The organism is Nitratireductor sp. WH36-1 (assembly GCF_058725515.1).
Genome location: NZ_CM178970.1, coordinates 3,618,950 through 3,638,934, shown reverse-complemented (window position 1 = coordinate 3,638,934; position 19,985 = coordinate 3,618,950). Strand labels below are relative to the sequence as shown.

The window sequence follows — 19,985 nt, the reverse complement described above, 5'->3', positions numbered from 1 at the left end:
GGCGTGTCTCGCTCAGCGGGAGAGGTAACGGTCGAGGACATTCGATGTGACGCGTTCGACCATCGCGTCACCGCGTTTCAGCGCGGCCACCCATTCGCAGCTTCCGGCGTGGAACACCTCGCCACGGCCGCGCGGGAAATTGACGATCATGCCCGAGCCGCGCTTGATGCGGTTCACGGCCTCGTCGGACTGGTTGCCGACAAGCGTTTCGGCGACGAATTTTGCGTCGGCGTCGGAGAGAAACTGGTCGTCGGCGGGAATGTCGGCGCTCTCCTCCTTGAGGGAGGACATGCCGAGCGCCAGAATTTCGAGCCCTTCGGGCGCTCCGGAATCCTCCGTTGGTTCCGGCAGACCGCCGCGGATCACATAGTCGAGCCCGTCCACTTCATAGCCGAAGGCGTGACCATCCGCGCCCAGCAGGTCGCCGTAATAGATGCCGGTTCCGGCGAAGGCCCAGTGCTCGGGCCGGTAGACGGGGAACCCGCGCACGCCGCGCGGCGCGCAGCCACCCCAGCCCACATAAAGGCCGCGCAGGGCGTTGAGGCCGAATGTCCCTGCGGCTGGCCGTCCAGTCTCCTCAGCTTCCCAGCAGCCGGAGGTGCGGCGTTTGTCTTCCGACTGGTAGACCGGGTCTTCCGCGCGGGCGCGGTATTTGTAGCAGACCTGCTTCTTGCCATCGTCTTCAAACCGCGTCTGCCACATGAAGTTGCCGGCGAAACGGGCAGCCCTGCCGCCATTCTCGACATAGTTGTCGACAGCGTCGCGCATCTCCCATGTCCAGTATTCGTCATGGCCGACGAAGACCACGCAGTCATAGCCGTCGAGGATTTCCGGCGTGAAGTGCAGCTCGTGCTGGCTCGCCAGGTCGACCGCGTAGCCGGTGCGTTCCGCCCAGCGGAAGAAGTGGCTGTCATAGCTCGCCCAGCCGGCGGAGGCGTATTTCTTGGAATAGCCATTGGCATAGGCCCATTCCATATGCGGATAGCGCGGGGGTGCAGCCGGCGGGGTGTAGATCTCCAGCGGCACGCGTGGCGCACTCTCCGGCAGAACGGCGAAGCCACGGCAGAACGGGCGCTCGGTGCTGACCATGGGCGCATACTGATTGCGTCCGGGGCCGGTGATGCCCTGATAGTGGTTGGAGCCGCCCCAGGTGTTGTAGGCCGTCCAGGTGCCGGTGGCGGCGACCTGCAGAACGCGGCCGGGCTTGCGACCGGCAAGCGGGCGCACGATGAACACATGGTGGCAGGTGATGGGGTCACCGTCGCGGCCCTCTGCCGTCAGCGTGATGCGATAAGCGCCCGACGGCCAGTCCTCACCGACGCGGAACGCGTGGGAGACGGACCAGCCGCAACCCATGACGGAGCACTGGTCGGGCGTGTCCTGCCAGGCGGCGGCAAGGCCGTCCTGCGACAGGACAGGGGTTTCGGTAGCGCCGTCGCGCACGATCTCCAGCCGGTATCGGGAAGCGGTCGCGCTGACATGCAGATTGACCGTCGCGCCGGGCGGATAGGCATAGGCATCGGTGTAGCACCAGATTTCGCCGCGTGCGCCGTCCATGCCGGGAATTTCGTAATAGTGGCCCAGAACCGCCTCGCGGCGTTGCTCCGGCGTCAGCCCGAAATCGGGGAATTCGGTTTCGATGATATGCATGGTCTCAGGCGGCAAGATACTTCTTGAGGAAGGAGCGGGTGCGCTCCTGCTTGGGGGCGGTGAAGATCTCGCCGGGCGGGCCTTCCTCCACCACGACGCCGCCATCCATGAACAGGACGCGGTCGGCGACCTCGCCGGCAAAGCGCATTTCATGGGTGACGATCAGCATGGTCATGTGCTCGGCGGCGAGCTGCTTCATCACCATGTTCACCTCGTCGACCAGCTCGGGATCGAGCGCGGAGGTGGCTTCATCGAAGAGCATCACCTTGGGCTGCATGGCCAGCGCGCGGGCGATGGCCACGCGCTGCTTCTGGCCGCCCGACAGGCGGGAAGGATAGGCGTCGATCTTGTCGGCGAGGCCGACCTTGGAAAGAAGCTCCAGCGTGAGTTCGCGCGCTGCGGCCTTGCTCATCCCCTTGAGGATGACCGGACCCATGGCGATGTTGTCGTGCACGGTGAGGTGCGGGAACAGGTTGAAGTGCTGGAACACCATGCCCATCTGCTGGCGCACCGCATTGATGTGGCGCTCGAAGGCGCGTCCGGTGAGCGGCTGGTTGACCTGAACGCCATCGAGCCAGACCTCGCCGCCATTGAGCGTTTCAAGGTGGTTGATGGAACGCAGGAGCGTGCTCTTGCCGGAGCCGCTGGGGCCGATGATGGCGACGATCTGGCCGCGCTCGACGGAAAGGTCGATGCCTTTCAGAACCTCGAAGGAGCCATAGGCCTTGCGGGCGTCCTTGACCTCGACCATGGGGTTGCGGGTGCTCATCGAGAGACCTCCACTTTCTTTTCGACCTGCCGCAGGCCCGCTTCCAGAACGAGGTTCAGGATGTAGTAGAGCGCGGCGGCCGTGATGTAGAATTCGAACGGACGGAAGGTTTCGCTGATGGCGAGCTGGGCGGCGTGGACCAGTTCGGCGATGCCGATGACCGAGACCAGCGAGGATTCCTTCAAGAGGGCGATCATGTTGTTGCCGATGGGCGGCGCGGTGTTGCGCACGGCCTGCGGGATGACGACATAGCGCAGCGTCTGCCAGCGGCCGAAGCCGATGCTGCGCGCGCCCTCGGACTGCCCCGGATCGACGGCGGTGATGCCGGCGCGCAGAATGTCGGCGTTGTAGACGGCGAAGTGCAGGCCAAGACCGATAATGCCTGCGCCAAGTGCGGGAATGTCGATGCCGATCTGCACGAGGCCGAAATAGATCAGGAAGAGCTGCAGGAGCAGCGGCGTGCCCATGAACAGCCACATGAAGAAGCGCACGGGATAGGCGATGACCGCCGGAGCGTAGAGCACGGCGACGGCAAACAGAATGCCGCTGAAGAAGCTCAGTATGGACGATGTGACGGTGAGAACGATGGTCCACCAGACACCCATCCACAGGAGGCCGAGATAGGGAGTGACAACGCTGAAATCCAAACCTTGCATGGGTCGCTCCCTCAGCTCAGCGCGTAGCGGCGGTCGAGCAGGTCGACGACACGCGCAACGGCATAGACGATGATCATGTAGAGAAGGGCGGCGACGCCGAAGATCTCGAACGGCTTGTAGGTGGAGCCGATGAAGCGCTGTGCGGTATAGGTGAGTTCCACCACGGAGATGGTCGAGACCAGGGCGGAGCCCTTCACCAGCGCGACCGTGTTGACGCCGAGCGGGCGGATCATCAGACGGGCGGCCTGCGGCAGCACCACCTTGCGCATGGTCTGCGCCCGGCCGAAGCCGATGGTGCGCGCGGCTTCCGTCTGGCCCTTGTCCACGGAGAGGATCGCGCCACGGATCGATTCAGCCATATAGGCGCCGATGTTGAGGCCAAGACCGATGACGCCAGCGGCAAAGGCGTCGAGATGGATGCCGATCTGCGGACCGCCGAAATAGAGAATGAAGAGCTGGATCAGGCAGGGCGTGCCGCGAAAGATGCTGACATAAACCGTGCCGATCGTGCGAATGATGCGCGAGCGCGACAGTTTGGCGGCGGCGGCAAGCGAACCGGCGGCAAGGCCGAGAACGAGCGCCAGCGCGGAAATCTGAACGGTGACCAGTGCGGCTTCCAGAAAAAACGGGAAGACGCGCACCATCAGGGAGAAATCCATACGGAAGCTCCGGAAAGGGGCAGGCGGGGCGACCGGCGCTGGAACGCGCCGGCCGGATGGTCATTGCGGGATCAGCGGATGTCGCTGCCGACCCATTCCATCGAGATCTTCTCGTAGGTGCCGTCTTCCATCATCGCGTCGAGCGCTTCCTGCATGGCGGCTTTCAACTCGGGGCTGTTCTTGCGGATGGCGATGCCGATGGCCACTGCGCCGCCCTCGATGTCCGGGGTCTCGAGCATGCGCACCTTGTCGCCGGTTTCCTTCACGGCCACGCGCACGGGGATGTTGTCGACAACGATGGCGTCGATGCGGCCGGACTTCAGCTCAAGCAGCAGCTCGGGCAGGCCCTTGTAGGTACGGATGTCCCAACCGCCCTTTTCGCGCGCCCACTTCTCATGGGTCTCGCCGAGCGTCACGCCGAGGGTCTTGTCCTTCAGATCGTCAAGCGCCTGAACCTCGGAATCTTCCATCACGAACACGGCGCGGCCGGCATGGTAGTACGGGCCGACGAAATCCACGACCTTCTCGCGCTCCGGCGTGATGGTCATGGAGCCGACGATGGTGTCGTATTTGCTGGCCAGAAGGCCGGCGATGATGCCGTCCCAGGCGGTGGTGACGATCTCGCCCTCGACGCCCAGACGCTTTGCGATTTCCATGCCGATGGACGCATCGAAGCCAACCACCTGGTTCTGGTCGTTGACGAAGTTGAAGGGCGGATACTGGCCCGACATGGCGATTTTCATCTCGCCGGCTTCCTTGATCGCTTCCAGTTCGTTGGCCCCGGCGGAAAACGCGCCAAACGAGGCTGCGAGGCCGAGCGAGACGGCCATCAGGCGAGACAGAATCTTGGTCATGAGATTGGGTTCCTCCGTTCCTCTGGGTGAATGCTGTTCTGATTTTTTGCAGGTCATTCGTGTTCATGATTGCGTTTGCCAATGCATTACGCAAATAGATAATGGGAATAGAAGTCATAGATTTGGTGAATGATGAATCAGCGCACCGACAGGCTCGTCTGGGACCTCGACTGGAACCTTCTGCGCACCTTTGTGGTGATCGCCGAGGTGAAGAGCATCACCGGCGCGGCCGACCAGCTGAACCTCAAACAGCCCTCAGTGAGCAACGCGCTGAAGCGGCTGGAAGACCGCATCGGACGGCGGCTGGTCGAGCGCGACGCAACGCGCTTCGAACTGACCGAGGTGGGCGAGCTCCTCTACGAGCAGAGCATCGAGGCGTTCGGCGCGATCTCGCAGCTGCCGCTCCTGATGCGCGGCATCAGCGACGAGGTGACGGGGCATGTGACCATCGCGCTCGCAAGCCATGTGGAATCGCCCCTGTTCGACCGCGCGCTTGCGGAATTTCACAAAAACTATCCGCGCGCCAGCATCACGCTGAACGTGTTAACGAGCATCGATGTGGCCAGGCAGGTGCGCGAGCGCCGGGCCTCGTTCGGCATCTGCCTTGTCAGCCAGCGCGACCCGGCGCTGGATTACACGATGGTCTATCGCGAGTTCTTCGGTTTCTTTTGCGGCCCTGAACACCGGCTGTTTGGGCATCACGGGCTGAAGCTTTCCGATCTGAAGGGCGAGACCTCCGTTTCCTTCCACACGGACCACATCTCGGATTCGCTGCGTCCGGTGGCGCTGTTGCGCAGCGAGGCCAAGCTGGACAGCAGCGTGGTTGGCGTTTCCTCAAGCCTTGAGGAGGTGCGGCGCATGATCCTTGCCGGGCTCGGCATCGGCCCGCTGCCGCTGCATGTGGCGCGGCGCGACGTCAATGACGGGCTGCTGTGGCGTCTGCCGCCCTATGACCGGCCGCCACAGATCGACATCTTCATGCTGACCAATCCGGAAAAGGTTCTGAACCGGGCGGAGAAGGCGTTGATCTCCGGGCTCCAGACGCTGATCGCCGAAACCCCGTTCGAGGAACGCGTCTACGACCGCTGAGGCGTCAGTCCGAAGCGACGAGCAGCGCTTCGCCGCGGGCGCGCAGGCCGGTTTCGAGTTCCGCGGAGCGGCGCGCCTTGAGATCGAAGCGCACCGTGGTGGTGCGGTTCACGGCGCGCACGACGCCATCGATGCTGCCGGTCATGACCTGCTCGAAACTCACCGACGAGCGCCCCAGACGCGTCACATGGGAGTGGATCGTCAAAAGCGCGCCGGCTTCGGTCTCGTGCTTGTATTCGGTTTCGCTGCGCACATCGGCCCAGCCAAGGTCGTGGTTGTCGATGGCCTCGGGGCCGGCCAGGTGGCCGAGCAGCTGAAAGCTGGCGTCATCGAACATCGCCGCATAGTGGCGCACATTCATGTGCCCCATCGTGTCGCACATCCATGGATGCGCCACGCTGACGAGGGTTGTGAGCCGGGAAGATGCCATGATGCGCCTCTTGGTCTGCGGGTGGTCGATTGACCGGTGCAATCTACGCGGCCTGACGCAATAGTCCACCAGGCGCATCTCGCATGTTGACGTGCTTTGCCCGGGTAAGGCAGGAATGGCGCTGGCGCGAAGTTGGGATGTCGCGCCGGAACTGGCGAAGTGGCGGGGCCCGGAGGGGTGCGCTATCGTGACAGGGGGAGGTTGATGCGCCGAGGAGGCGCGGCGATGCCGTGCGGCCTGGCCTCCCTGGGAGGAGAGCCTTTGCGCAGATTGTTACATTGCTGGGTGGTGTCGGCCTGCGTCTGGCTGTCGGGGGCGGCGTTTGCACAGGCCGCCGACACGGGATGCCGGCTCCAGATCATCACCTCCTACCCCGAAAGCTTTTACCGGCCTTTTGTTGAGCGGTTCTCCAGCGATTATGGCCGCGCCTGCGTGACCAACAAGAACACGATCGCGCTGATGCGGCACATGCGTGAAGGTCGCCGCCCGGTCGCCGATGTGGTCTGGACAAGCTCGCCCGTTGCCTTTGCTGCGCTCGATGCCGACGGCCTGCTCGATCACCGGCCGGAGCTTTCTTCCGATCCGTCGCATTTCGGCGGGCTGGTGGTGGATGATGCAAGCGGCGCGCGTTTCGGCTTCGCGCTGTCGCAGATCGGCCTGATGTGGAAGCCCGATGGCGAGACGATAGGGCCAACCGCCGAGGTGGAGCTTCTGGCGCAGGACCGCTATCGCAACCGCATCGGCATGACATCGCCGGCGCGCAGCGGCACCACGCATCTGTTCGTCGAGACTGTCCTGCAGAACCTGGGCTGGGATGAAGGGTGGGCGCTCCTTTCGCGTATCGGCAGCAATCTGGCCACTGTCACGGCGCGCAGTTTCGGCGTGCGCGAGGGCATCGCCCGAAACCGGTTCGAGCTGGGCATTGGCATCGACTTTCTGGCCAAGGCGGCCAATGAGACGCAGCCGCCCATCGCTTTTGCGCCGCTGCGCGACAGTGCGGTCTTCCCGGCCAGTGTCGGCATTGCCCGCACCGGCGCGGAGAACCCGCTGGCGGTGGATTTCGTTGAGTTCCTGCGCTCCGACACGGGGCAGAACCTGCTCTTGCGCCCCGCCATTGCGCGCATCCCCGTCAATCCGGACCTCTGGGGGCAGGTGGGCTTCGAGCCTGAACACAGCGCAGGCGCGGCCTTCGATGCGGCCCTTGCCGCGCGCCGCCTTCCCATCGTCAATGCGCTGTTCGACGAGATGATCACCTATCGTTATCTGGAACTCGCCGAGATCCGGGCCGGCATCGACCGCCTCGTGGCGGCCCCGGAAGCCGCTGACGATCCGCAATTGCGCAATCTCATCGCCGAGGCGCGCGACCGGGTGGAGACCGTGCCGGTCGCCTCCTTCATGTCGGATGCCGCAGAGCTGATTTCGCAGCTCGAAGGAAGCGATCTGGTCGATCTTTCCGCCGATGGCGAAGGCACATTGCGGGACAGCTGGTCGCGCGACTTTTCAGGCCGCTTCAGCCGTGCCCGCGAACTGATCGCGCGCGGAGACGCCCGGCTGGCCGAACTCACATCCGGGCGCGCGCCGTGAACGGTCATTCCACCTCCCTGCGCAGCAAGCTTCTGGTCGCCATGGCGACGATTGCCGGCTTCGCCATCGTGGCGATGCTGGTGGCGAATTTCACGCTGGGCAATGTCGGCAACACCATTTCCAATCTGGCGTCGGACAATCTCAAGACGGCGGCGGCCAGCGCCCGGCTGGCCGAAATCGGTCAGGCCATTCGTGTCGATGTGCCCATGCTTGGCAGTGCGCGCACACGGTTCGAACGGGAATCCGCGCTGGAGCGGCTCGAGGACCATTTCGGGCACCTTCGCCAGCTTCTGGCGACGGGCATGGGAAAGGATGAGGCGTTCAGCGGGCTGGGCGGCGTTCTGGCCGAGGTGGAGGCCAATGTGCTGGCGCTCGACCGCAATGTGGCGCGGCGCTTCGTTCTCGCCAAACAGCGGGAGGAGGAGACGGCGCGTCTCAACCGCCTGCACGGCGATTTTCTGCTGGAGGTCGATCCGCTTCTGGTGGACGCCAAGTTCAATGTGGAATCGGCGCTCGAGGCGCGGGCGGGCGAAGGCCTCGCCGACAATGCGCGGCGCAGTCTCGTCGAGCGCGAGGTGCGTCTGACGGAGGCGCTTGGCCGTCTGCACGCCAGCGCCAATCTGGCGGTGGGGATGATCCTGCGCGGCGCGAGCGAGACCGATTTCCGCCTGATCGAACAGTTGCAGGGGCGGCTTGCGGAAACGGTCGATGAGGGCAACGCCAATGCGGCGCTGATCGCGAGCAATGCAAGCGCCATCACGCTGCGCCAGATCTGGGACGACATCGCCCTGTTCGCCACCGAGCCCGACAACCTTCTGGATCGCCGGTTGAACGAAAGCGGGCTTCTGGCTGAAAGCGCGCAGTTACAGGAAATGAACGCCTCGCTGCTTGAAGAGCTTGGCAATGTGGTTGCCGGCGCGGTGCGCGAAAGCGGCCTTCGGTCGAGCCTGGCGTCTGCGGAAATCAACGATGTCCTGTCGGGCTGGCGGGTGTTCAACGCGTTCAGCACCGCCATTCTTCTGCTCCTTCTGCTCGCCTTCTCCTACTTCTTCGTGCGCGGGCACCTGTTCCAGCGTCTGATGAAGGTGCTGGAGGCGATGGGCCGCATTGCGAGTGGCGAGAAGGGCATTCAGGTGGGCGTATCGGGTTCCGACGAAATCGGCCAGCTTGCGGATGCGGTTCGCCTTTTCCGCGACAAGTCCGAAGCGCTCGACCAGCGCGCGCGCGAGCTGCGGCAGGCCAATGTCAGCCTGACATCGGAGATCGAGCGGCGCAGACAGGTGGAGACCGAACTGCGCGAAACGCAGGCAGAACTGGTGCAGGCGGCAAAGCTTGCCGCGCTTGGGCAGCTTTCGGCGGGTATTGCGCATGAGTTCAACCAGCCGCTGACGGCGATGGGGTCCTATACGCACAATGCGCTGCGCTATCTGGAGCGCGGCGACATCGACAAGGGCAGGGAGAAGCTGGGCGACATCGAACGGCTGATCAAGCGGCTGGCGAAAACCTCCAATCATCTGAAGACCTTCGCCCGCAGGCCGCAGGATGTCCTGGTGCGCAACGATGTGACGGAGGTGGTCGCGAACGCGCTGACCCTGTTCAAGGAGCGGATCGAGCGGCAGGGGGTCGCGCTTGTCATGGAGCACCCGCCGCACCCGGTTCACGTGATGACGGAGCCGGCACTTCTGGAGCAGGTGCTCGTCAATCTCGTTTCCAATGCGCTCGACGCCACCGAGCCGGTTCACCCGGCACGGCTCACCATCCGCATCAGCGAGACCGAAATGCTGGCGCGCATCGAGGTGGAGGACAATGGCGAGGGCATTGCCGAGGGGCTTGAAGGAAAGCTGTTCGACCCGTTCTTCACGACAAAGCCGCCGGGCGAAGGGCTCGGGCTCGGCCTCTCCATATCGTACAATGTCATTCGCGATCTGGGTGGCCGTCTGGAACTGAAACGCAGGGAGGAAGGCGGCGTGATCGCAACCGTGGAGCTGTTCAAGACATGAATGCGATACCGGTGATTCTGGTGGATGACGACATGGAAATCCGTGACGCCTGGGCGGAGACGCTGGCGCTGGAGGTCTATGAACCGTTCACCTTCGCCGATGGGCGCGAGGCGCTGCGCGTGCTTGACCGGAACTGGCCGGGCGTCGTCGTCTCGGATCTCAGAATGCCCGGCATGGATGGCATTGCCCTTCTGGAGGCCGTTCAGGAGATCGACCGCGATATCCCCGTCATCATCATCACCGGTCATGGCGATGTGCCCATGGCGGTGTCGGCGGTTCGCAACGGGGCCTATGATTTTATCGAGAAACCGGCGGAGCCGGAGGTGCTTCTGGCGGCGGTGGAACGCGGCGCCAGAATGCGCCAACTCATCCTTCAGAACCGCCAGTTGCTCAGCGGTGCGGGCGCGCCCTACGCGCTGGAAAAGCAGCTCATCGGCAACAGCGAGGCCATTCAGCGCTTGCGCAAGCGCATCGCCGCCGTTGCGCTGGCCGACGTCAACACCGTCGTCTATGGCGAAACCGGGTCGGGCAAGGAAGTGGTGGCCAATGCGCTGCATTCGCTCGGCCAGCGCAGCGACGGCCCCTTTGTCGCGCTCAATTGCGGCGCGCTGCCGGACACGCTGATCGCCAGCGAACTGTTCGGCCACGAGCCGGGCGCGTTTACCGGGGCAGATCGCCGGCGCATCGGCAGGCTGGAACAGGCGAGCGGAGGAACGCTGTTTCTCGATGAGATCGAGAGCATGCCGCTTGCGCATCAGACCCAGCTTCTGCGCGCGCTCCAGTCGCAGGCCATCACGCGGCTTGGCGGCAAGGACGAGATCGGCATCGATGTGCGGGTGGTTGCAGCCGCGAAGAAGGATCTCGAAGAGGCGTCCGAGGAAGGCACGTTCCGCGCCGATCTCTACTATCGCATCGCCGTCGCGACGCTTTCCATTCCGCCGCTCAGGGAGCGCCCGGAAGATGTGCCGCTTCTTTTCATGCACTATGTACAGCAGGCGGGCCGGCGCATTCAGCGCGGCTTTGTCGAGCCGGACCAGAACCTGCTGGAAGAGCTGAGCCGGCGGCCATGGAAGGGCAATGTCCGCGAATTGATCAATGTCGCAGAGCGTCATGCGCTGGGTATTGACGGCGAGACGCAGGGCAGCGCCATGGGCGGAGCGGAACCCGGCCTTGCCGACCAGCTTGACGCATTCGAAAAACGCGTTCTTGCCGCAGCGCTGCGCCGGACTGGCGGACGGGTGCAGATGGCCGCTGATCATCTGCGGATCCCGCGCAAGAAGCTCTATCTCAGAATGCAGCGCCACGGCCTCGTTCGGGAGGATTTCGTGGACGATGAGCGTGTCGAAAGTGACACGTGATTAAGGCGGATGGGTCAAAAACGACCCGTTCGCTGGTCAGTTCCGCGTCCTGAATTTCCCATGAACATCAATGGATTGTCGAAAAATTCCGGGCGGTGCGCAAACTGGCACGCCGGTTGCTCCTGATTGTTCGCGATGAAAAAGATCGCGGTATATTTCTGGGAGGAATTTTATGCCTGACATCAAACGCAAGCCGTATCGCACGCTGGGACTGGGGGTCGCGGCCGCGGCCTTGCTGGCGGCGTCGCCACTTTATGCGGCCGACGACAAGCTCGTCATCGTAACGTCCTTTCCCTCCGATCTGACGGATGTTTTCAAGACCGCCTTCATGAAGGAGAACCCCTCGATTGCCGTTGAGGTGGTGAACAAGAGCACGTCTTCGGGCGTGAAATATCTGATCGAGACGGCGCAGAACAACCAGTCCGACATTTTCTGGGCTTCCGCGCCGGATGCGTTCGAAGTGCTGAAGGGCGAAGAGCTTCTCGGCAGCTACTCCAAAGAGGTCGATGGCATCCCGGCCGATCTCAACGGCTATCCGATCAACGATCCGGACGGACAGTATCTGGGCTTCGCCCTCTCGGGCTACGGCTTTATGTGGAACACCCGCTACATGGACGCCTACGAACTGCCCGCGCCGAAGGAATGGGACGACCTCGAAAAGCCGGTCTATCACGGCCATGTCGGCATTTCCTCGCCATCGCGTTCCGGCACCACGCACCTGACCATCGAGACCATTCTCCAGGGTGAAGGCTGGGAGGAAGGCTGGAAGACGCTGAAGGCGATTTCCGGCAATGCGAAGACGATCACCGAGCGCAGCTTCGGCGTGCCGGACGGCGTCAACAGCGGTTCCTTCGGCGTCGGTATCGTGATCGACTTCTTCGGGTTCTCGTCCAAGGCCTCCGGCTTCCCGGTCGAGTTCCATTATCCGAGCGTGACGGCGCTGGTGCCGGCCAATATCGGCGTTGTCGCCAATGCGCCCAATGAGGGGCCGGCGCAGAAGTTCATCGACTTCCTTCTGTCGGAAAAGGGCCAGGCACTGCTCTTCGATCCGAAGATCATGCGTCTGCCGGTGAACAAGAACGCCTATTCGGGAGCGCCGGAAGGTCTGCCCAACCCGTTCGACGGTTCGATCGAAACCAAGGTGAACTTCGACAGCGACGTGTCGGAGCAGCGCTACAATGTGATCAATTCGCTGTTCGACGTGATGATCACCTACCGGCTTGACGATCTGCGCAACGCCACGGCTGCCGTGCAGGCGGCGGACACTGCGCTCGCCGAAGCCGGCTCCGGCAATGCCGAGGCCGCCAAGCTGATCGAGGAAGCAAAGGCCCTCATCAACGCGCTTCCGGTCTCCGCCGAAGAAGCCGCCGATCCGGACTTCAATGCGATCTTCACGGTGAAGCGCAAAGAGGCCGACACCAAGGTCGAAGGCCGTCAGGCCGAGATCGAGCAGCAGTGGGACGCCATGGTGGTCGAGAACTACCGCAAGGCCACTGAACTGGCCGAGAAGGCCAAGTCTCTGCTTTAGGTCGTCCGGCGTCCATTCGGACGCTCAAGGAACGATCTGATCCATTGATTGAGCATCGGGCCGCGACCGGTTCCCGGTCCGATGCTCCAGGGCCGGTTTGGCCATTCAAGATTTCCTGTTCCCACGGAGCATTTCCATGCCCACTGCAGCCCTTCGGCGGCCGGCGCTCAACGTGTCTGTCGGACCCTATCTGGCGGCTGGCATCGTCGTCCTGTTTCTCGGCGCATTTCTGGTTGTCCCGGTCCTGAAAGTCATCCAGGTCGCCTTTCAGGATCCCTCCAGCGGCGCGTTCACCCTGGTGAATTTCCAGGACTTTTTCGCCAGCACGCTGTTTCGCCAGTCTTTCTACAATTCCGTCTATGTGGCGGGCATGTCGGTGGTCATCGCATCCGCCATCGCTCTGCCGCTGGCCTATTTCACCACGCGGTTCAACTTCTCCGGCTCGGTCATCATCCAGACGCTGGCCTTCGTGCCGCTCATCATGCCGCCCTTCATCGGCGCGGTGGCGATGCAGCTTCTGTTTGGCGCGAATGGCAGCGTGAACCTGCTTTTGCGTGAATATTTCGGCATCACGATCCCCTTCATGAAGGGGCTGAACGGCGTCATTTTCGTGCAGAGCCTGCACTATTTCCCGTTCATCCTGATCAATCTTTCGGCCAGCCTGCGCAACATCGACCGCTCCATGGAAGAAGCGGCCCAGATGCTTGGCTCCAGCGGCGTGCGCATGTTCCGGCGCATCGTGTTTCCGCTGGCCATGCCCGGCTATATCGCCGGCGCATCGCTGGTCTTCGTCAAGGTGTTCGACGATCTGGGCACGCCGCTTCTGCTCAACGTCAACACCATGCTCGCCCCGCAGGCCTATCTGCGCATCTCCTCGGTCGGCATCTCCGATCCGATGGGCTACGTGATCTCGTGCATCCTGATCGTGTTCTCGATCTTCGCGATGTGGGTGTCGTTCCTCGGCATGCGCGGCAAGGATTATTCGACCACGCAGAAGGGCGGTGGCGGACTTTCCAGGCGCGATCTGACGCGGCGCGAGGCGGTGCTCTGCTACATCGTCGTTCTGTTGATCCTGGCGCTGGTGCTTGCGCCGCATCTGGGGCTCCTGCTTCTGTCCTTCGGCACGGTCTGGTCGTTCGGCGTCCTGCCCGACGGGTTCACGCTCGCGCACTATGAGACAGCGCTCACCTCGGCCTGGGGCTTCATCCAGAACACGCTTCTCTATGCCGGGCTCGCGGGCCTGATCGACATCATCATCGGCACGGCCATCGCCTATCTGGTTCTGCGCACAAACATCATCGGGCGCAAATGGCTGGACTATATGGCGGTCTCCGCACTCGCCGTTCCCGGCGTGGTGCTGGGCATCGGCTATCTGCGTGTCTATTACGGTGTGGAGATGCCGCTCACCGGCCAGCCTCTGGCAACCTGGTGGGGCATCATCGTGATCGCGCTCGCGGTCCGGCGTCTGCCCTATGCGCTGCGCTCATGCACCGCCGCGTTGCAGCAGATTTCACCGGCACTCGAAGAAGCGGCCGAGAACCTCGGCGCATCGAAACTGCGCACGGTCCGGCGTGTCGTCGTACCGCTCATGGTGAGCGGTCTGGTGGCCGGTTTCGTGACCAGTTTCGCAACCGCAGCAGTGGAGCTTTCGGCCACGATCATGCTGGTCTCCAGCGAGAAAGACGCGCCGCTGGCCTACGGACTTTATCTTTTCATGCAATCGGCGGCAGGCCGCGGCCCCGGCGCAGCGCTGGGCATCATGGCGGTCGTGATCGTCGGGCTGGCGACCTACCTGTCGCATCGTCTGGTCGAGAACGCCCGCCGCAACCAGGCTGCAGCCAGCGCCCCAGGGGGAGGACATTGAGATGAACATGCCCATGAAATCCATGACGGGCGACGGCCCCGCTGAAACCGCAGACAAAGGCGCAGGCCGGGTGGAGCCGGTCGAGATCGACATTCGCAACGTCTCGCTTTCCTTTGGCAGGACGGAGGTGCTTAAAGGCATCGACCTGAAGATCGAGCCCGGCGAGTTCTTCGCCTTCCTCGGTCCCTCGGGCTCCGGCAAGTCCACATTGCTGCGCGCGATTGCCGGTTTCGGACCGACGCCCAAAGGGCAGATCCTGCTTGGCGGGCAGGATGTTGTCGGCACCGCGCCGTGGAAGCGCAATGTCGGCATGGTGTTCCAGAGCTACGCGCTCTGGCCCCACATGACGGTCGCGCGCAACGTGGCCTTCGGGCTCGATGAACGCCGTGTGCCGAAGGCGGAGACTGCAAAGCGCGTCAGTGCGGCGCTGGAGATGGTCGGCATGAGCCAGTATGCCGAGCGTTATCCCTCGCAGCTTTCCGGCGGCCAGCAGCAGCGTGTTGCGCTTGCCCGCACCATCGTCGTGGAGCCGCGTGTTCTGTTGCTCGATGAGCCGCTTTCCAATCTGGATGCGAATTTGCGCGTACAGATGCGGCAGGATCTCCTGAAACTGCAAAGGCGGCTCGGTATCACGACCATCTTCGTCACGCACGATCAGGAGGAGGCCAACACGATCTGCGATCGCATCGCGGTCATGGCCGATGGCGTCGTGCAGCAGGTGGGGCGGCCCGACGAGGTGTACGACACGCCGGCCAACGCCTTCGTGGCAAAATTCCTCGGCACGGCCAATGTGCTGGAAGGCGTGGTGGAACAGCGGACGGACGGAAACGCATTCGTGCTGCCGTCCGGCATCGCCATTCACTGCGCGGCGGATGCAAGACCCGGCGCGGGCAAGCTCGTTCTGCGGCCGCAGAGCATTTCCTTTGCGCAGAATGGGGACGGGAGCCTCACCGGCACGGTTCAATCCGCCGAGTTCCTTGGCGGCATGATCCGCTACGCGGTCGAGGTCTCCGGCCAGACGCTCCTCGTGGACGAAGTCCATAACCGTGGCAGCGGGCGGCGGCAGGCCGGTGAGGCGGTCAGTCTCGACGTGCGCCATCAGGAGGGCGTTCTGATCCATGACTGACGAGATGCTTGCCCGTGAAGCGGGTCATGCCGGTGACGCATGTGAGGCGTCGGGCCGGGAGCCCGGCCTTTATCCGCCCATCCTGCTCATCCGGCACGGGGAGACCCAGTGGAACCGGCAGGGGCGATTGCAGGGGCGCAGGGACGCGCCCCTGACGCTCAATGGCATGCGGCAGTGTCTTGCCGTCGCCGCAACGGTCGATGCGCATATGCGAACCCTGCCCGGGGATGTGTGCTTCTGGGTCAGCCCATTGGGCCGCGCCCGGCAGACGGCGTCCATTCTGGCGGATTGCTGGCAGATCGGCTTTGACCGTTTCATCGAAGCGCCCGACATCGCCGAGCGCGCCTATGGCGCCTGGGAAGGAAGCACGCTCAGTGACGTGGAGACCGACCGGCCCGAGGAATTCAGACAGCATGCAGCCGATCCATGGGGCTACCGGGTGCCCGGGGGCGAAAGCAAGGATGAGCTTTTCGCGCGGATCGAAGGCTGGCTCGATGGGCTCGACCGTCATCAGGCGCATGTGGTCGTCACCCATAGCGGCTGCTTTCGCGCCATTCGCGCCCTGTGCACGGGCGCATCGCGCGCGGCGACGGAAGCCTATCGCGAGCCGCAGACCACGGCTTTCCTGCTTCAGTCGGGCAGTGAGCGGGAAGTCGCACCGCCGGCGGCGCTGCTACAGGCTTTCGGCGTCGGCGGCTCCGGCCGCACGGTGGAAATCTGAGCCTTGAAGCCGGGCCGGATTGAAATCCGGCCCGGTGCGCAATCGCGTGTCCGGGGACGGAAAACCGGTTCCCACTTTCCTGAGACTTCTCTAGTGAACGCCGGCCACGCCGCGCCGCCAGTAGGACACGACCAGATGCTGCCGGTTGGGCAGCCGCTGCTCCTTGCGCAGATGACTGCGGATGGATTTGAAGGCGGAGAACTCGCATCCAGCCCAGACGAAGAGATCGGGATCGTCTCCCTTGAGATCCAGAGCTTTTGCCGCCTCTACCAGAAGCGTCGTCGTTCCAGCCTCTGCATTGCCGCGCACGAGCCATTCCAGATCGAGTGTCGCGCGGGTGGAAAGCAGCTGCTTCTCCTCCTCACTGGCGATCTCGATGCGCACGATGGCGTTCGTCTCCTTCGGCAGTCCTTCCAGAATGCGACCGATGGCGGGCAGGGCGGTTTCATCGCCCAGAAGCACCAGCGTGGCGGTGTGCGGGGCTTCGCCGCCGCCCGGTCCCGTCATGCCGACGATGTGGCCCGGCTTTGCACGCGCCGCCCAGCCTGCGCCGGGATAGGCGTCACCCTCATGGAGAACCATGTCCACGTCGATCAGCCCGGCGGCCACGTCAATCGTGCGGATCGTGTACACGCGTGCGACCGGGCGGTTTTCATCGTCGGGCCAGACGGCGTCGCCATTCCTGCCGATCTGCGGCCATGAAGGGGAGGCGCTGCCGGCGGGCGGAAACAGAAGCCGCATGTGAAGCCCGTTGCGGGAGAACCGTTCCAGATCCTCACCGGCAAGCCGGACACGCCGCATGGAGGGCGTGAGGTTGTGTGTGGAGACCACCTGCATCTTGCGGAAATAGGGGAGCAGCATGCCGGGCCTGTTGTCGCTGTCCCATGGAAGCTCAATGCCCTTTTCGAGCGATTGCAGGCGGTGGCTGATGCTGAGCTGCAGATAGGCAAGCGACGTACGGTCATCCGCATCGAGGCTGATATCAAGGCCCGATGCCTGCGTCTCGACGGCGATGCGGCCGAATGTGTGCGCGAGCCGCGTGCCCTGCGTCGTCTCTTCGAGAGGCTCTGCGCCCATGCCCTTGATCAGCGCATCCGTTAATCGCGAACCGGCCATCTGCGGGAGACGCAACTGCGCGCGAAAAGAACCTGGCATCGTCATGAATGCACCCTGCTGCAACCGTTGAAATTAAACTTGAGTCTTATAGTCTAATTTATGATTGTTGCAATCGTCGCCGCAGGGCTTTTGCCTGAGGCGGGGCATCCATGGACGGGCGTTCTGCGCCCATCCGGAAAACTATGTTGCCGCCTGTGAAGCAGTTCTGCGGGCGTTGTCGATTGTTTCGACCTGCCTGCTTTCGCGCATCATCAGCACTGCGCCCACCAGAAAGCCCGTGGCTCCAAGGAACAGATGGATGTTGGCAACATCCGCGATCCAGCCCGGTTCAGGCCCCCTGGGAACGAAGGCCAGAACGCCGGCCGTCAGAAAGAAGATGCAGCCCAACAGGTTGGAAAAGGCGATCCACCAGTCGATGTCGCGCGAGCTGTATGACCAGTAGCCATGGCTGATTTCCATGAAGGCCAGATAGCCGGAGATCATGAACAGGGTGGAGCCGACAATGCCGGGCAGCCAGATGGTCAGATCCTGCGCATACCAGCCCGGCAGCGGATGGATGGCGTCGAGCGTGTTGAAGTTGAAGGCAATGGTGCCGACGAACTGCGTGATCGTGCTCAGCCAGCCCAGATTGCCCGGCCGCCAGCCGATCACCCGGAAGGGCTGTGGAGCCGCGCTTGCCTTCGGAGGGGCGTCGTCGGGCGCATTTGCGGCCTGCAGGTTCTGCATGAAGGCAGCGGTGGTGAAGGGGATGGACCCCAGAAAGAAGACGAGGCCGATCTGCCAGTTCGCCAGCGAGGTATGCACGAGGGAGAGCGCCGCGCCGAGCATGAAAAGCGAAGCGCCACAGGCGAAGATGAGACCCATCCACCAATTGTAGGCGGGTTGCCGCCAGGCAGGCGCATCATCGTGCTGCAGGAAGCGGATCAGCCCCTTGCGCCGCTCACGCGATTTCAGAACGATGTGCTGGCCGTGCAGCACGAAGCTCCGCAGGGTGATGAAAGGCCAGGGGCCACGAGCGTGCGTGGCCCCCTTGTTCTCGGTATCAGACAGCGTGCTCATCGCGTGTCCCGGTTGGAGGGCAGCCGTGCGGCCGCGCTCAATGGTGGAAACCGGAGAAGTCTTCGCTGCCGAGCGGCGTCTTCTTCGGGTGCGCTTCGAGATGCTCGAGCGCGGCCTTCATGTCCTCGATCAGGAGCGAGCAGAGGTCGAGGCTCACGCCGTTGCGCACGAGAATGCGCTGCACCGCATGGTCCTGGCAATTGGCCGGCAGCGTGTAGGCCGGCACCTGCCAGCCGCGCACGCGCAGACGGTCCGCCAGATCGAACAGGGTGAAGCCCGGCTCCGTGCCGTCCTTGATCTTCCAGGACACGGCCGGAATGCCACGCGCTTTGTCGCCGTCGAACACGATCTCGAACGGGCCCAGCCTGGCGATCTCGTCAGCCAGATACTTGGCGCTCTTGTAGCAGGCGTTGTGAACCTTGGCGTAGCCTTCACGGCCAAGACGCAGGAAGTTGTAGTACTGGCAGACGATCTGGCCGCCCGGACGCGAGAAGTTCAGGGCGATGTCGCGCATGTTGCCGCCGAGATAATTGACCCAAAAGATCATCTCTTCGGGCAGGTCGGCTTCTTCGCGCCACATGACCCAGCCCACACCCAGCGGCGAGAGGCCGAATTTGTGGCCCGACGCATTGATGGAGCGAACGCGCGGCAGGCGGAAGTCCCATTCCAGCTCCGGTGCGCAGAACGGAGCGAGGAAGCCGCCGCTTGCGCCGTCGACATGGATCGGAATGTCGAGGCCGGTTTCGGCCTGCAGCTTGTCGAGCGCGTCGCTGACAGCCTTGACCGGCTCGTACTCGCCGGTGAAGGTGACGCCGAGCGTCGGCACGACGCCGATCGTGTTCTCGTCGCACAGCTTCAGCACCTCTTCGGGCGTCATCAGCAGGCGGCCGTTCTCCATGGGAATCTCGCGGTGCTCGATGTCCCAGTAGCGGGTGAATTTGTGCCAGCAGATCTGCACCGGGCCGGTGATGATGTTGGGCTTGTCGGTGGGCTTGCCTTCGGCCTTGCGTTTGGCTTCCCAGCGGCGCTTCATGGCCAGACCGCCGAGCATGGCAGCCTCGCTCGAACCGGTGGTGGAGCAGCCGGTGGCAGGGCCTTCCGGCGCGTGCCAGAGATCGGCAAGCATGCGCACGCAGCGCATTTCGATCTCCGCGGTCTGCGGATACTCGTCCTTGTCGATCATGTTCTTGTCGATGCAGTCATCCATCAGCTGATGGATTTCCGGCTCTTCCCAGGTCTGGCAGAAGGTGGCCAGGTTCTGGCGCGCATTGCCATCGAGCATCAGCTCGTCGCGCAGGGCGGAATAGACATGGCGCGCATCGCGCTCGGTGCCGGGGAACTGCGACTTGGGCAGCGCCTGCGCCAGATCGCCGGCGCCGTAGACTTCGTCCAGATTGTCGTTTCGATGTTTGCTCATGGGGCTCTCCATCGCGTGGCGGACGGGGGTGTTGCACCAGCCCGTCGGTTATCGAATTCGGTTGGGGCAGGGAGGAGCATCATGCGGCGGCAAGCGTTTTACCGG

At 63.5% G+C, this 19,985-nt stretch carries 17 protein-coding genes; 8 read left to right on the top strand and 9 right to left on the bottom strand.

The window, feature by feature from the left end:
• Positions 1–12 precede the first annotated feature (12 nt).
• The 5 genes from AC4PTT_RS17465 to AC4PTT_RS17445 form a co-directional block, all read right to left on the bottom strand.
• Positions 13–1,650 (bottom strand): N,N-dimethylformamidase beta subunit family domain-containing protein, encoded by a 1,638-nt coding sequence (locus AC4PTT_RS17465; RefSeq protein WP_492161757.1) that lies wholly within the window; start codon positions 1,648–1,650, stop codon positions 13–15.
• Between the two features lie 4 nt (positions 1,651–1,654).
• Positions 1,655–2,419, bottom strand: a complete 765-nt coding sequence (locus AC4PTT_RS17460) for an amino acid ABC transporter ATP-binding protein (RefSeq protein WP_281431869.1) — start codon at positions 2,417–2,419, stop codon at positions 1,655–1,657.
• Positions 2,416–3,075 (bottom strand): amino acid ABC transporter permease, encoded by a 660-nt coding sequence (locus AC4PTT_RS17455; protein ID WP_065815904.1) that lies wholly within the window; start codon positions 3,073–3,075, stop codon positions 2,416–2,418. Before AC4PTT_RS17455 ends, AC4PTT_RS17460 begins: the two co-directional genes overlap by 4 nt.
• 11 nt (positions 3,076–3,086) lie before the next feature.
• On the bottom strand, positions 3,087–3,734 hold the full coding sequence (locus tag AC4PTT_RS17450; protein WP_113154150.1) for an amino acid ABC transporter permease: 648 nt from the start codon (positions 3,732–3,734) through the stop codon (positions 3,087–3,089).
• A gap of 71 nt (positions 3,735–3,805) precedes the next feature.
• Positions 3,806–4,588: an ABC transporter substrate-binding protein gene (locus AC4PTT_RS17445; protein WP_113154151.1), complete on the bottom strand. Its 783-nt coding sequence runs from the start codon at positions 4,586–4,588 to the stop codon at positions 3,806–3,808.
• Between the two features lie 129 nt (positions 4,589–4,717).
• Between AC4PTT_RS17445 and AC4PTT_RS17440 the strand changes: the two genes are divergently transcribed.
• On the top strand, positions 4,718–5,677 hold the full coding sequence (locus AC4PTT_RS17440; RefSeq protein WP_206544597.1) for a LysR family transcriptional regulator: 960 nt from the start codon (positions 4,718–4,720) through the stop codon (positions 5,675–5,677).
• A gap of 4 nt (positions 5,678–5,681) precedes the next feature.
• Here AC4PTT_RS17440 and AC4PTT_RS17435 read toward each other — a convergent pair whose 3' ends face one another.
• Positions 5,682–6,107, bottom strand: coding sequence for an acyl-CoA thioesterase (locus AC4PTT_RS17435; RefSeq protein WP_206544598.1), 426 nt, complete (start codon positions 6,105–6,107; stop codon positions 5,682–5,684).
• Positions 6,108–6,368: 261 nt separating this feature from the next.
• Between AC4PTT_RS17435 and AC4PTT_RS17430 the strand changes: the two genes are divergently transcribed.
• The 7 genes from AC4PTT_RS17430 to AC4PTT_RS17400 all read left to right on the top strand — a co-directional run bounded on the left by AC4PTT_RS17430 (position 6,369) and on the right by AC4PTT_RS17400 (position 16,288).
• Complete coding sequence (locus tag AC4PTT_RS17430; protein ID WP_317089451.1) at positions 6,369–7,691, top strand: ABC transporter substrate-binding protein; 1,323 nt, start codon at positions 6,369–6,371, stop codon at positions 7,689–7,691.
• Positions 7,688–9,691, top strand: a complete 2,004-nt coding sequence (locus tag AC4PTT_RS17425) for an ATP-binding protein (protein WP_113154155.1) — start codon at positions 7,688–7,690, stop codon at positions 9,689–9,691. The genes AC4PTT_RS17430 and AC4PTT_RS17425 overlap by 4 nt, the downstream gene beginning before the upstream one ends.
• Entirely contained in the window at positions 9,688–11,049 is a 1,362-nt protein-coding gene (locus AC4PTT_RS17420) for a sigma-54-dependent transcriptional regulator (RefSeq protein ID WP_492161756.1), read from the top strand. The genes AC4PTT_RS17425 and AC4PTT_RS17420 overlap by 4 nt, the downstream gene beginning before the upstream one ends.
• A 172-nt stretch (positions 11,050–11,221) precedes the next feature.
• Entirely contained in the window at positions 11,222–12,577 is a 1,356-nt protein-coding gene (locus tag AC4PTT_RS17415) for an extracellular solute-binding protein (protein WP_492161755.1), read from the top strand.
• A 136-nt stretch (positions 12,578–12,713) separates the two neighbouring features.
• Positions 12,714–14,441, top strand: a complete 1,728-nt coding sequence (locus AC4PTT_RS17410; protein ID WP_113154157.1) for an ABC transporter permease — start codon at positions 12,714–12,716, stop codon at positions 14,439–14,441.
• 1 nt (position 14,442) lies between these two features.
• Positions 14,443–15,567 carry an ABC transporter ATP-binding protein gene (locus tag AC4PTT_RS17405; protein ID WP_492161754.1) on the top strand — a complete coding sequence of 375 codons (1,125 nt, stop codon included), beginning with the start codon at positions 14,443–14,445 and terminating at the stop codon, positions 15,565–15,567.
• A complete protein-coding gene (locus AC4PTT_RS17400) occupies positions 15,560–16,288 on the top strand; it encodes a histidine phosphatase family protein (protein WP_492161753.1) in 729 nt (242 codons plus the stop codon). Before AC4PTT_RS17405 ends, AC4PTT_RS17400 begins: the two co-directional genes overlap by 8 nt.
• A 90-nt stretch (positions 16,289–16,378) precedes the next feature.
• On the opposite strand, the gene AC4PTT_RS17395 is transcribed toward AC4PTT_RS17400, so the two are convergent.
• The 3 genes from AC4PTT_RS17395 to gad all read right to left on the bottom strand — a co-directional run bounded on the left by AC4PTT_RS17395 (position 16,379) and on the right by gad (position 19,880).
• Positions 16,379–17,449, bottom strand: coding sequence for a siderophore-interacting protein (locus tag AC4PTT_RS17395; RefSeq protein WP_492161752.1), 1,071 nt, complete (start codon positions 17,447–17,449; stop codon positions 16,379–16,381).
• Between the two features lie 135 nt (positions 17,450–17,584).
• On the bottom strand, positions 17,585–18,463 hold the full coding sequence (locus tag AC4PTT_RS17390; protein ID WP_492161751.1) for a hypothetical protein: 879 nt from the start codon (positions 18,461–18,463) through the stop codon (positions 17,585–17,587).
• A gap of 37 nt (positions 18,464–18,500) precedes the next feature.
• Positions 18,501–19,880 carry a glutamate decarboxylase gene (gene gad, locus AC4PTT_RS17385; RefSeq protein WP_297562013.1) on the bottom strand — a complete coding sequence of 460 codons (1,380 nt, stop codon included), beginning with the start codon at positions 19,878–19,880 and terminating at the stop codon, positions 18,501–18,503.
• Positions 19,881–19,985: the final 105 nt, after the last annotated feature.